This window comes from Reyranella sp., assembly GCF_052439685.1.
Lineage (GTDB): Bacteria > Pseudomonadota > Alphaproteobacteria > Reyranellales > Reyranellaceae > Reyranella.
The window spans coordinates 49777-62022 of record NZ_JBQVQG010000030.1 but is presented as its reverse complement, the minus strand read 5'-3'; the positions used below and the strand labels follow the sequence as shown (position 1 = coordinate 62022).

Sequence of the window (12246 nt, the reverse complement as noted above, 5' to 3'; positions counted from 1 at the left end):
GAGAGTGAATTCATGTCGCAAGTGTTGATGCCCAAGGCGACCGCCGTCTGGCTGGTCGAGAATACGACCCTGACCTTTGACCAGATTTCGGCCTTCACCGGCCTGCATCCGCTCGAGATCCAGGCGATCGCCGACGGCGAAGTCGCAGGCGGCATGACGGGTTACGATCCGACGACCAACGGTCAGCTGACCAAGGAAGAGATCAAGCGTGTCGAGGCCGACGGCAACGCCCGGTTGAAGCTCAGCCCGCGCGACGTGCCGATGCCGCAGGCCCGCTCCAAAGGCCCACGTTACACGCCGGTGGCCAAGCGCCAGGATCGTCCCGACGCCATCGCCTGGCTGTTGAAGACTCATCCCGAGCTTCAGGACAGCCAGGTCGCCAAACTCGTCGGCTCGACCAAGAGCACGGTCCAGTCGGTCAAGGACCGTACGCACTGGAACATGCAGAACCTGCGTCAGCGCGATCCGGTAACGCTCGGCCTCTGCTCGCTGAAGGACCTGAACGACGCGGTCGACCGCGCCCGCCGCAAGGCCGCGCGCGAGGATTCCGCCCGCAAGAAGGGCATGGCCGACCAGGGCCACGTCGAAGAGATCGCCGAGGAGGCTGGTCTCGATCCGGCGGAAGCCGACCAGCCCGACCTCGGCGAGCGCTAGACCTAGACGGTCATCATCACCTTGCCGACATGGTCGGCGCGCTCCAGCTCGGCATGCGCGCCGGCGGCATCCCGCAGTGGGAACGTCTTGTAGATGATCGGCTTGATGCTGCCGGCTTCCAGCAGCGGCCAGACCTTCTCCTTCAGGCCGCGCGCCATCCGGCCCTTGCTCTCGATGCTCTGCGGACGCAACGTCGAACCCGTGAGCGTGAGGCGATTGACCATCAGGAAGCCGGCGCTGATCGTCGCCGTCGCGCCGCCCTGGACGGCGATCACCACGCAGCGCCCGTCCAGCTTCAGCAGCGACAGGTTCTTCGGCAGGTAGTCGCCGGCCACCATGTCGAGCACGACATCGACGCCGCCCGACAGCTTCTTCACTTCGGCCGCCCAGTCATTGTCCTTGTAGAGGATCGCGTGATCGGCCCCGAGGGCCCTCACCGCATCGGCCTTCTCCTTCGTCCGCACCGTGGTGAGCACCGTCGCGCCGAACGACTTGGCGAGCTGGATCGCCGTCGTGCCGATGCCGCTCGCACCGCCATGGATCAGCACGGTCTCGCCGGCCTTGAGCTGGCCGCGCTCGAACAGGTTGTGCCAGACGGTGAAGTAATTTTCCGGTAGCGCCGCCGCGTGCAGCAGGTCGAAGCCCTTGGGCAGCGGCAGGCACTGCGGCGCCGGCACGATGCAGTATTCGGCATAGCCGCCGCCCGGCGTCAGCGCGCAGATCTGGTCGCCGACGCTCCAGCCGCTCACGCCTTCGCCGAGTTCGGCAACGGTGCCGGCGGCTTCGAGGCCCGGCAGGTCCGAGGCGCCCGGCGGCGGGGCGTAGTTGCCCATGCGCTGCGCGATGTCGGGCCGGTTGACCGCCGTGGCGGCAACCTTGATCAGGATCTCGCCCGCCTTGGGCCGCGGCACCGGCCGGGTCGCCGGCACCAGCACTTCCGGGCCGCCATACTGTGTGATCTCGATGCAGGTCATCGTGGCGGGCAGGGCACTCATGGTCGGCCTTTCGAAGCGGGTGGAGCGGTGCTAGTCCTGCCTTAGCCGCTTCCGTGGAGACGCGCCATGGCCTTCGATCTCGACGACCTCGACCCCAGACAGAAGAAGACACAGCCGAAGAATCTCGACGTCATGAATGTCGAGGACCTCGAGGAATACGTCCTCGTTCTCAAGGCCGAGCTCGAGCGGGTCGAAGCCAAGATCAAGGCCAAGCAGAGCCATGCCGCGGCAGCGGCCTCGCTGTTCAAGAAATAGAGGCGGCAGGATCGCCCGCTGAAAGGGAGACGACGTGGTCGAAGCCAAGTTCCTGAAGCCGGACACGCTGGCGCTGCATGCCGGCCAGCATCCGGATCCCGCGACCGGTGCGCGCGCCGTGCCGATCTATCAGACGACGTCCTTCGTGTTTCGCGACGTCGACCATGCGGCGAGCCTCTTCAACCTCGAAGTGGGCGGCCACATCTACAGCCGCATCTCCAATCCCACCGTATCGGTGTTCGAAGAGCGGGTGGCGGCACTCGAAGAGGGTTCGGGTGCATTGGCGGTGTCGAGCGGGCAGGCGGCGCTGCACATCGCGATCGCGACATTGATGGGCGCCGGCAGCCACATCGTCGCCTCGACGTCGCTCTACGGCGGCACGCGCAACATGCTGGCGCTGACGATGCCGCGCTTCGGCATCGAGACGACCTTCGTGCACCCGCGCGACCATGACGGGTTCCGCAAGGCCATCCGTCCCAATACCCGGCTGGTCCTTGGTGAGACGATCGGCAATCCGGGCGGCGAGGTGCTCGACATTCCGGCCATCGCCGCGATCGCCCACGAGGCGAAGATTCCGCTGATGATCGACAATACCTTCGCCTCGCCGGTCCTGTGCAAGCCACTGACCCTGGGCGCGGACATCGTCTTCCATTCGGCCACCAAGTTCATCGGCGGCCATGGCGTGGCGATCGGCGGCGTGATCGTCGAATCCGGCCGCTTCGACTGGGAGGCCTCGGGCAAGTTCCCGACGCTCACCGAACCCTATGCCGGCTATCATGGCATCGACTTCGCCGAGGAGTTCGGCCCGCACGCCTTCGTGATGCGCGCCCGCACGGAGGGCGTGCGCGACTTCGGCTGCTGCCTGTCGCCGCAGAACGCCTTCTATCTGATCCAGGGCCTCGAGACGCTACCGCTGAGGGTCGCGCGTCACGGGGAGAATGCGCGCAAGGTGATGGCGTTCCTGAAGGCCAACCCGGCGGTCGAGCGCATCGCCTCGCCCGACATGCCGGACCATCTTGACCATGCGCTGGCGCAGAGGATGCTGCCCAAGGGCACGGGCTCGATCTTCAGTTTCTACATCAAGGGCGGGCGTGAGGCCGGCCGCCGCTTCATCGAGCGCCTGAAGATCTTCTCGCACCTTGCCAACGTCGGCGATGCCAAGTCGCTGGTGATCCATCCCGCGTCCACGACGCATGCCCAGCTCGATGCGGCGGCGCTCGCGCAGGCGGGCATCGGCGAGGGCATGATCCGGCTCTCGGTCGGCCTCGAGGATGCCGAGGACCTGATCGACGATCTCGGGCAGGCGCTGCGCGCCTCGCAGAAGGGCTGACCATGAAGCTCATCGTCGATGGCCGGACCGTCTTCGCGACGACCGGCGGCACCGAATTCGATGCGGCCAGGCCCGCGATCGTTTTCCTCCACGGCGCGGGCTTCGACCGCACGGCGTGGCGCCTGCAGACACGCTGGTTCGCCCACCATGGGCGCGCCGTCCTGGCCGTCGACTTCCCGGCGCATGGATGGTCGGACGGTCCGGCGCTCGACAGCATCCCGGCAATGGCCGACTGGACGGCGCGCCTGATCGAGGCCGCCGGCCTGAAGCAGGCCGCCCTCGTCGGCCATTCGATGGGCGCGCTGGTCGCTCTCGACTGCGCCGCCCGCCATGGCGACAGGGTGCGGGCCCTCGGCCTGTGCGGCGTTGCTTCCGAAATGCCGGTGCATCCCGAGATGCTCGAATCGGCCAAGGCCAACACGGTCAAGGTCCAGGAACTCATGACCTTCTGGGGCATGGGCAATGCATTGCACAAAGGCGGCATGGTCTCGCCCGGCCTGTGGTTACGGCGCGAATCACTGGCTGTGCTGGCGGGCAACGAACCGGGCGTGATCCATACCGATCTGGCCGCCTGCAATGCCTACAAGGACGCGCCGGCGCGGGCGGCGGCGGTGAAGTGCCCGACCGTGTTCGTCCTGGGCGACGGCGATCTCATGACGCCCGCCGCCAAGGCGAAGTCGCTGGTCACGGCCATCGCCGGATCGACGGCCGTAACCATTCCCGATTGCGGGCACTTCATGATGGTGGAGCGTCCGGACGAAACGCTGGAGGCGTTGAAGTCCCGTGTCTGATCGCGTTGCTCTCGTCACCGGCTCGACCTCCGGGATCGGCGCCGCCATAGCTCGCCGTCTGGCGCGCGATGGCTACACTGTGGCGCTTCATTCGCGCAGCTCCGCCGAGGTCGGAAAGGCAATGGCCGGCGAGTTGGCGCGGGCCAGCTATCACCAGGCCGATCTCGGCGACGAGACGGCGGCACGAGGCCTCGTCGCGTCGGTACTCGAGGCGCATGGCCGGCTCGACGTGCTGGTCAACAATGCCGGCCTTTCGATCCGCATTCCGCACACGGATCTGAAAGCCGCGACGCCGGCGCTGTGGCGACAGATGCTCGACGTCAACCTGATCGCACCCTTCGTCCTCGTTGCGGAGGCTGAAGCGGCGCTCCGCAAGTCCGCCGGGGGCGGCCGTCCGGCCAGTATCGTCAACATCGGCACGCATGCCGGTTCGCGTCCCAAGGGCTCGTCGATTCCGTACGCGGCGTCCAAGGCGGCTCTGCATCACGTCACCAAGCTGCTGGCGCTGTCGCTGGGTCCGGACATCCGCGTCAATGCCGTGGCGCCGGGCCTGGTCGAAACGCCGATGACGGCGAACTGGCCCGACATGCTGGAGATGTGGAAAGCAAAGTCGCCGATGAAGCGTCCCGCGAAGCCCGAAGACATCGCCGATCTGGTGGCCGCCCTGTGCGGCAACGATTACGTTACCGGAGAGATCGTCATCGCCGACGGTGGGTTGAACCTCACCTAGCCAGACACGGAGGAAACAACAATGAACGTCCAGACGCTGCCGCCGGGCTACAAGACCGCCCCTTGGACACCGCCCGAAACCATCACCGGTGCCATGCTGGCCGAGGCGAGCAACAAGCTCATCGAACTGCTGCGCATCCGCACCCAGCCGATCGGCATGCGCCTGTTCGAAGATCCGGCCGAGATGGACAAGATCAAGGGTGTCCGCAAGCCGACCGAAGGCTTCAAGTTCACCATGTGCCAGATGGTGACGCAGTCGCGCTGGTACGGCTTCACGCTCGGCATCACCGTCGACAATACGCGCGGCGGCAACTGCGGTGGCGTCGTCGGCCTCAATCATCCCGGCGAGGGCTTCCTTTCCGGCGACCACATGAACGGCGTGTGGTTCGGCAACAAGGAAGCCTCGGCCGCCCATCAGGCGCAGATGCCCCGGGTGCCGGACGGCAAGTATAACGGCCTCGTCGTGTCGCCGCTGCGTTCGGCGCGCCTGGATCCGCCCGACATCTGCCTGTTCTACGGCACGCCCGGTCAGATGATCTATTTCATCAACGGGCTGCAGTATCACCGCTATCGCCGCTACGATTTCACCGTGACGGGCGAGAGCGCCTGCGCCGATTCGTGGGGCCGTGCGCTCGCCACGCGCCAGACCTCGCTGTCGCTGCCCTGTTTCGCCGAGCGCCGCTACGGCGGCGTCGCCGACGACGAATTGCTGATGGCCTGCCCGCCGGACGAGCTGCTGCGGGCGGTCGAGGGCATGGGCCATCTCGGCAAGAACGGCCTGCGCTATCCCTTCCCGCCCTATGGCGCGGTGATGGATCCGGCGCTGGGCATGGCCAAGAGCTACAGCTGAGATGCTCTACGTCGTGGCCTGGCCGGTGCTCGGCGAGGCCGACGACACGGCGCTGCGCCGCTTGCGGGCGCAGTATCATCCGGAGGAGGCGGCGCTGATCGGCCCGCACTTCACGCTCGTGTTCGGCGTCGCGGCCGAGCGCGAGGGCCCGTTGCGCGCGGCGCTGCAGGGCGTCACGCAACGGCCCTTCTGGTTCATGATCGAGCGTATCGTTCGCTCCGACTTCTATCTCTATGCGCAGCCCTCGGATGGCGCGGCCGAACTGACGGAACTTCATGAGGCGCTCGGCAGCGGCCCGGATCGTGAACCGTTCGAACCGCATATCACGTTGGGCCGTTTCCGGGACGCCGCGGAAGCCGAGCAGGTGGCTCGAATCGTCGGTCGTCAGAACCTGCCGATGACCGGCCGGATCGAGGAGCTGGCCCTGCTGCGGCGAACGGGCGGCACGCTCGAAACATTGGCCAGCATCCGCCTCGGCGCATGAAGGTCCTGCGCCGGCTCGCGATCCTCCTGATGGCGGGGCTCGCGCTGCTTTGCGTGTTCGGCCGCCCCGTGGTCTGGACCGAGGCGGTGCTGGTCATGTGGGACGTGGCCGCAGGCGGCAATCCGACTCTGTGGCGGGCGGTGACGGCCGCGCCCGGGGAACGGGCGATCCACTGGCAAAAGGGCGAGGGCGATCTCTACCTGCCGGCCAGCCAGGCGCGGGCCGCGATGGTCCTGGTGCCGGGCGCCGCCGTGCTGGGGCGCGACGAGCCGCGGCTGCAGGCCTTTGCCCGAACGCTCGCCCGCGCGGGCTTCGCCGTTCTGGTGCCAGAGCTGCCGGAAGTGCGCCAGCTCGTCCTGTCCCGTGCCGACGGCGACCGGGTGGCCGATGCGCTGCGGCAGCTGAACGAGCGCCTGCCAGATCTGCCGCTCGGCGTCGCCGCCATTTCCTACGCCGCCGGGCCCGCCATAATTGCCGCGATCGAGGACGATCTCGCCCCGCGTGTCGCCTTTGTCGTCGCCATCGGCGGCTACCGTGACGCCTACACGACCATCCGCTTCGTCACCACGGGCGCTTTCCGGCCGAGGGGCGACAGCCGGGAGTTCCGGGTCGAGCCGAACGCCTACGGTCGCTGGGCAATCCTGCGTGCCAATGCCGGCCGGCTCGACGATCCGGCCGACGCCCGCCTGCTGGAACAGATCGCGCTACGGCGCTTGCGCGACCGCGACGCCGACATATCGCGAGAAGCCGGGATGCTGGGACCGCCGGGGCGCGCGGTCCTGGCACTGGTCGACAACCGCGATCCCGATGCCGTCAACCGCCTGATCGAGGAACTCCCCGAAAGCGTGCGCCGCGAGATCGATGCTCTCAATCTCGCCTTCCACGATCTGTCGAAGCTGCGGGGCCATCTCATCCTGGTGCATGCCGCACCGATCCCATGGTGCCCTACAGCGAGAGCCAGGACCTTGCCGTGGCGGCGTCGAAGGCGCGTGTGTCCCTGTTCCTGATCGACGATATCGGCCACGTCGAGGTCACGGCGGTGAACATCGCCAATGCCTGGAAGATGTGGCAGGCGATCGTCGCGCTGCTGGAGGAACGGCGCTAAAGCGCACTGAAATGAAAAGTCCGTCATCCTGAGCGAAGCCGCCCGGACTGCGCGCCTTCGGCGCTTCGCTCAGGATGACGGGGGGATTTCCATCGAGCATCAACGCGATTGTCTTTAACGCCAGAGCGGCGGCAGGGGCGGAAGACGGACGTTACCGGGCCGCGTTGCCACGCCGAACTTCGCCAGGGCCTCGCGGACCTCGCGGGGCATCGCCATGTTCGGCGACGCCGTGACGCCCGCCAGTTTGAACAGTCGATCGATGAGGCGCTGGAAGCGATCGGCTTCGTCGGGATAGCGGCGGATTTCGACCTTGCGGCCCTCGTCGATGCCGGCCTTTGCCTTGGCGATGTTGAGGGCGAGCTGCAGGCCGCCCAGCTCGTCGACGAGACCGGCGCGCTTGGCGTCGATGCCGCTGAACACCCGTCCGCGGGCGGCCGCGTCGATCCGGTTGGCGTCGAGGTTGCGCGACTCCGCCACCTGGGCCGTGAAGGCGGCATAGATGACGTCGAGTTCGCGATTGATGGCGGCGCGCTGCGCCGGCGTCGGCGGCTGGAAGGTCGAATGCATGCCGGCGTTGCGGCCCACCGATACGCGCTCGACGTTCACGCCGAGCGACGTCAGCAGCTCCTGGGCCATCGGCCAGATGCTGAACACGCCGATCGAGGCGGTTATGGTCGTCGGCTGCGCGACGATCACCTCGCCGCGCACCGCGGCGAGGTAGCCGCCCGATGCCGCGATGTCGCCCATCGACACGATCACCGGCTTGCCGGCGGCCCGCGCGCGGCCGACCGCATCGGCGATCGCATCGGCCGCGGGGTAGGTGCCGCCAGGCGAGTCGATGCGCAGCACGATGGCGCGCACGTCCTTCGCCTGGGACGCGTTCTCCAGCGCCTCGACGACGTCCTCGGCATTGGCCATGGCCTCGTCCTCGAGCGGGCTGCCGCTGCCGCCGCCGGACGAGATGGAGCCGCTGGCCCGCACCAGGGCGATGACCTCGCCGCCGGTCTTGGGCCGCGCCTCGTCCCCGGCGTATTCGGCGAGCGTCACGAGATCGCGCTTGCCGTTGGCGCGCTGATAGACTTCCTCGAGGGCATCGATGCGATAGCCGATCTTGTCGACGAGACCGTCGCGACGGGCCTGCTCGGACTCGTGCGGCGCCGTGTCGATCAGGCGGCGAAGCTGGCCGGCCTCCATCTTGCGATCACGGGCCACGTCGGCAATGAACTGGTCGAACAGGCTGTCGATGAGCTGCTGCAGGTTCTCGCGGGCGGGGCGGGTGTATCCCGTCTCCGTGAACGAATCGGGCGCGCTCTTGTATTCGTAGCGCTTGCCACCCTCGACCTTGACCCCGAGCTTGTCGAGGCCGCCCTTGAGGAAGGGCGTCTCGACGGCGATGCCGGTGACACCGAAACCGCCGCTCGGCTGCAGCCAGATCTGGTCGAGCGCGGCCGCGAGATAGTAGTCGGCGACGTGGCTGCCGCCGCTGCCGAGGGATTCGGCGAAGCCCACCGCGAACTTGCCCTTGCCGCGGAAGTGGGCGATTGCCTGACGCAGTTCCTGGACGCGGGCCAGTCCGCCGTCCTCGTCGCCGATCTCGACGTACAGGCCGACGACGCGTGGATCGTCCGCCGCCTGCCACAGAAGCTGCACCGTCTCGACGATGTCGCGCGAGCTGCCGAACAGGCCGCCGCTCAGCAGACCGGTCGACGTCGTCTCCGGCGGCAGGGAACGAAGGTCCAGCGAGAGCACCATCTGCTGTGGCAGCGGCTTGGGCGAGAAGGGACCCGAGGCGAAAAAGGCCACGCCGGCGACCACCGCCAGCAGGACGAGGGTGCCGATGGTCGCAAGAAAGCCGACGATGAAACGCCGCATGCGAGAGTTTCCCTCTGGTGAATGAGTGCTGACTAGGAGCGAACGAGATTCGGCCGGAACGCCTTTACGGCGTCAAGCATCGTCATGGCATTTGCATCGAGACCATTGTCGCGGACCACGACGGCTGCCGGGACGCCGCGGATCGGACGCAGACTGTCATCGACATTGAATTGGGAAAGGCGCAGGTCCGCTGCGAGGAAGGCATGCGGTTCGACCCCGATCTGGAGCTGGGTACGCATCGCCAGACGGCGAATCCGGACCCATTCGATGTCGCTCCAGGGGATGCGGGCATTGCGGCCAAAACCCAGCGCTATGCCTTCATGGTCGATCACCACCTGCGGCGTGCGATCTAGAAAGCGACTGACGCCGACATAGATGTAGTAGACCATGATCAGCGCCAGCAGAGAGAACATCACGAAGCGCGGGTCTTTCAGCGACAGGGTCGGCGCGTTGGCAGAATCTCCCGATGAGAAATGCGCGATGGCCGAGGCGATCATCAGCAGCGAGACGGCTGCCATGCCCAGATTGTGGAGGGTGCCGTAGCGCACCTGCAGGGCTTGCCGCGCGGCCACGGCGGCGCGCTAGCCGGCCTGCGCGCGATGGCGCAGCAGATGGTCCGCAAGGACGCAGGCCATCATGGCTTCGGCGACCGGCGTGCCGCGGATGCCGACGCAGGGATCGTGGCGGCCCTTGGTGCGCAATTCGATCTCGCGGCCGTTGCGGTCGACGCTGCGGACCGGAGTCAGGATGGAACTGGTGGGCTTGACCGCGAGGCGGCAGACGATGTCCTGGCCGGTCGAGATGCCGCCCAGGATGCCGCCGGCATGGTTGCTCAGGAAGGCGGGGTGGCCGTCGAGCATGCGCATCTCGTCGGCATTCTCCTCGCCGCTCATCGCCGCCGAGGCGAAGCCGTCGCCGATCTCCACGCCCTTCACGGCATTGATGCTCATCAGCGCCTTGGCGAGGTCGGCGTCGAGCTTGTCGTAGACCGGATCGCCGAGCCCCACGGGCACGCCCGAAGCAACCACCTCGATGACCGCGCCACACGAGCTGCCGCGCTTGCGCACATCGTCAAGGTAGCCTTCCCAGTTCTGCGCCGCCTGGCGGTCGGGACACCAGAAGGGATTGTCGCCGGTGGCGTCCCAATCCCAGTTGGCACGGTCGATCTTCTGCGTGCCGATCTGGACCACGGCGCCGCGGATGGAGACGCCATCCCCGAGAATCTTTCGGGCGACGGCCCCGGCGGCGACACGCACCGCGGTTTCACGCGCCGACTGTCGGCCGCCCCCGCGATAGTCGCGCACGCCGTACTTCATTTGATAGGTGTAGTCGGCGTGGGACGGGCGGAACTGGTCCTTGATCTCGCCGTAGTCGCGGCTGCGCTGGTCGACATTGTCGATGTGCAGCCCGATCGGGGTGCCGGTGGTCACGCCCTCGAAGACGCCGGACAGGATCTTCACCGTGTCCGGCTCCTGGCGCTGGGTAACGAAGCGCGACTGGCCCGGGCGGCGCTTGTCCATCCAGACCTGGATGTCGGCCTCGCTGAGGGGGATGCGCGACGGCGCGCCGTCGACCACGCAGCCGATCGCGGGCCCGTGGCTTTCGCCCCAGCTGGTGAACCGGAAGAGGGTACCGAAGCTGCTGCCGGCCATGGCCTGCCGGCCTCCTGCGCTACTCGCCTTCGAAGTTGCCGAGCAATTCGGCGATCTGCTTCGCGGACGAGGTGTTGATCATGCCAACGACATGGTAGCCGGCATCGACGTGCATCACTTCACCGGTCACACCGGTGCCGAGATCGGACAGCAGGTAGAGGCCGGCATTGCCGACTTCCTCGGTCGTGACGTTGCGCTTCAGCGGCGAGTTGAGCTCGTTCCACTTCAGTATATAGCGGCCGTCGTTGATGCCGGCGAAGGCCAGCGTCTTGATCGGACCGGCCGAGATCGCGTTGACGCGGATCTTCTGCTCGCCGAGGTCCGCCGCCAGGTAGCGCACGCTCGCCTCGAGCGCGGCCTTGGCGACACCCATGACGTTGTAGTGGGGGATCACCCGCTCGGCACCGTAGTAGGTGAGGGTGAGCAGGCTGCCGCCATCCTTCATCAGCGGCACGGCGCGCTGCGCCACGGCGGTGAAGGAGTAGACGCTCACGTTCATGGTGAGATTGAAATTATCGGACGTGGTGTCGAGGTAGCGTCCGCGCAGCTCGTCCTTGTTCGAGAAGGCGATGGCGTGGACCACGAAGTCCAGCTTGCCCCAGTCCTTCTCCAGCTTGGCGAAGACCGCGTCGATGCTGGCGGCGTTGGTCACGTCGCACGGCTCGATGATCTTGGCCCCGATCGAATTGGCCAGCGGCCGCACACGCTTCTCCAAGGCCTCGCCCTGAAAAGTGAAGGCCACCTCGGCCCCCTGGTCGTGGCAGGCCTTGGCAATCCCCCAAGCGATCGAGCGTTCGTTGGCGACGCCCATTACGAGGCCTTTTTTACCGGCCATCAGTTGTGCAGCTGCGGTCATGCCTCGTTCTAGCTGGGGAACGGTATTGGGACAAGATGCCGGTGGTGGAACGCGCCTGCCCCCCTCATATTGTGGTGATGATCAGGGAAACTACCGATCCGCTGGAGCTTTTCGCCGCCTGGTACGGCGAAGCTGCCACTTCCGAGCCCAACGACCCCTCCGCCATGGCCGTGGCCACGGTCGGTCCGGACGGCACGCCGGCCGTGCGCATGGTTCTGTTGAAGGACTATGACGCCGACGGTTTCGTGTTTTACACAAACTATGAAAGCCGGAAGGGCAACCACCTGCTGGCCCACCCCAAGGCGGCCTTCCTTTTCCACTGGAAGTCGCTGCGGCGCCAGGTTCGCCTCGAGGGGCCGGTCACCCAGACGACCGCCGCGGAGGCCGACGCCTATTTCGCGAGCCGGGCGCGGGGAAGCCAGGTGGGGGCCTGGGCCTCGGAACAGTCGCGGCCGCTGCAGAGCCGGTTCGCGCTGGAGAAGCGGGTGGCGGAATATGGCGCCAAGCACGTTCTGGGGACGGTGCCGCGGCCGCCGCACTGGTCGGGCTTCCGCCTGCAGCCGAACCTGATCGAATTCTGGCAGGACGGCGCCTTCCGCCTGCACGACCGGCTGGAATATCGCCGCGGCGGTCCGGCGGAGCCGTGGACCACGCGAACGCTTTACCCCTGAGG

Annotated in this window: 14 protein-coding genes; 9 read left to right on the top strand and 5 right to left on the bottom strand. The window is 67.1% G+C overall.

Annotation, left to right across the window (positions count from 1 at the left end; all coding sequences use genetic code 11):
• Positions 1-12: 12 nt before the first annotated feature.
• Entirely contained in the window at positions 13-654 is a 642-nt protein-coding gene (locus tag ACT6UX_RS25805; protein WP_444778021.1) for a DUF1013 domain-containing protein, read from the top strand.
• 2 nt (positions 655-656) lie between these two features.
• Here the strand turns inward: ACT6UX_RS25805 and ACT6UX_RS25800 are convergent, their stop codons facing one another.
• Positions 657-1649 carry an NAD(P)H-quinone oxidoreductase gene (locus ACT6UX_RS25800; RefSeq protein ID WP_444778020.1) on the bottom strand — a complete coding sequence of 331 codons (993 nt, stop codon included), beginning with the start codon at positions 1647-1649 and terminating at the stop codon, positions 657-659.
• A 66-nt stretch (positions 1650-1715) separates the two neighbouring features.
• Between ACT6UX_RS25800 and ACT6UX_RS25795 the strand changes: the two genes are divergently transcribed.
• From ACT6UX_RS25795 to ACT6UX_RS25765, 7 genes are all read left to right on the top strand, one after another.
• Entirely contained in the window at positions 1716-1904 is a 189-nt protein-coding gene (locus ACT6UX_RS25795; protein WP_444778019.1) for a DUF1192 domain-containing protein, read from the top strand.
• Between the two features lie 34 nt (positions 1905-1938).
• Positions 1939-3234, top strand: coding sequence for an O-acetylhomoserine aminocarboxypropyltransferase (locus ACT6UX_RS25790; protein WP_444778018.1), 1296 nt, complete (start codon positions 1939-1941; stop codon positions 3232-3234).
• Positions 3235-3236: 2 nt separating this feature from the next.
• Positions 3237-4025: an alpha/beta fold hydrolase gene (locus ACT6UX_RS25785; protein ID WP_444778017.1), complete on the top strand. Its 789-nt coding sequence runs from the start codon at positions 3237-3239 to the stop codon at positions 4023-4025.
• Positions 4018-4755: an SDR family NAD(P)-dependent oxidoreductase gene (locus tag ACT6UX_RS25780; RefSeq protein ID WP_444778016.1), complete on the top strand. Its 738-nt coding sequence runs from the start codon at positions 4018-4020 to the stop codon at positions 4753-4755. Before ACT6UX_RS25785 ends, ACT6UX_RS25780 begins: the two co-directional genes overlap by 8 nt.
• Before the next feature lie 93 nt (positions 4756-4848).
• Positions 4849-5604 carry a DUF169 domain-containing protein gene (locus ACT6UX_RS25775; RefSeq protein ID WP_068194881.1) on the top strand — a complete coding sequence of 252 codons (756 nt, stop codon included), beginning with the start codon at positions 4849-4851 and terminating at the stop codon, positions 5602-5604.
• A 13-nt stretch (positions 5605-5617) separates the two neighbouring features.
• Positions 5618-6088, top strand: a complete 471-nt coding sequence (locus tag ACT6UX_RS25770) for a 2'-5' RNA ligase family protein (protein WP_444778015.1) — start codon at positions 5618-5620, stop codon at positions 6086-6088.
• A complete protein-coding gene (locus ACT6UX_RS25765; RefSeq protein WP_444778014.1) occupies positions 6085-7095 on the top strand; it encodes a hypothetical protein in 1011 nt (336 codons plus the stop codon). Before ACT6UX_RS25770 ends, ACT6UX_RS25765 begins: the two co-directional genes overlap by 4 nt.
• Before the next feature lie 212 nt (positions 7096-7307).
• Here ACT6UX_RS25765 and sppA read toward each other — a convergent pair whose 3' ends face one another.
• From sppA to fabI, 4 genes are read right to left on the bottom strand one after another with little or no spacing between them, the layout of a single operon-like run.
• Positions 7308-9065 (bottom strand): signal peptide peptidase SppA, encoded by a 1758-nt coding sequence (gene sppA / locus ACT6UX_RS25760; RefSeq protein WP_444778013.1) that lies wholly within the window; start codon positions 9063-9065, stop codon positions 7308-7310.
• A gap of 32 nt (positions 9066-9097) precedes the next feature.
• Positions 9098-9637 carry a hypothetical protein gene (locus ACT6UX_RS25755; protein WP_444778012.1) on the bottom strand — a complete coding sequence of 180 codons (540 nt, stop codon included), beginning with the start codon at positions 9635-9637 and terminating at the stop codon, positions 9098-9100.
• Between the two features lie 9 nt (positions 9638-9646).
• On the bottom strand, positions 9647-10717 hold the full coding sequence (aroC, locus tag ACT6UX_RS25750; protein WP_444778011.1) for a chorismate synthase: 1071 nt from the start codon (positions 10715-10717) through the stop codon (positions 9647-9649).
• Positions 10718-10736: 19 nt separating this feature from the next.
• Positions 10737-11573: an enoyl-ACP reductase FabI gene (fabI, locus tag ACT6UX_RS25745; RefSeq protein WP_444778010.1), complete on the bottom strand. Its 837-nt coding sequence runs from the start codon at positions 11571-11573 to the stop codon at positions 10737-10739.
• Positions 11574-11650: 77 nt separating this feature from the next.
• Here fabI and pdxH point away from each other — a divergent pair, with 77 nt between their 5' ends.
• On the top strand, positions 11651-12244 hold the full coding sequence (gene pdxH / locus ACT6UX_RS25740) for a pyridoxamine 5'-phosphate oxidase (RefSeq protein WP_444778009.1): 594 nt from the start codon (positions 11651-11653) through the stop codon (positions 12242-12244).
• Positions 12245-12246 lie beyond the last annotated feature (2 nt).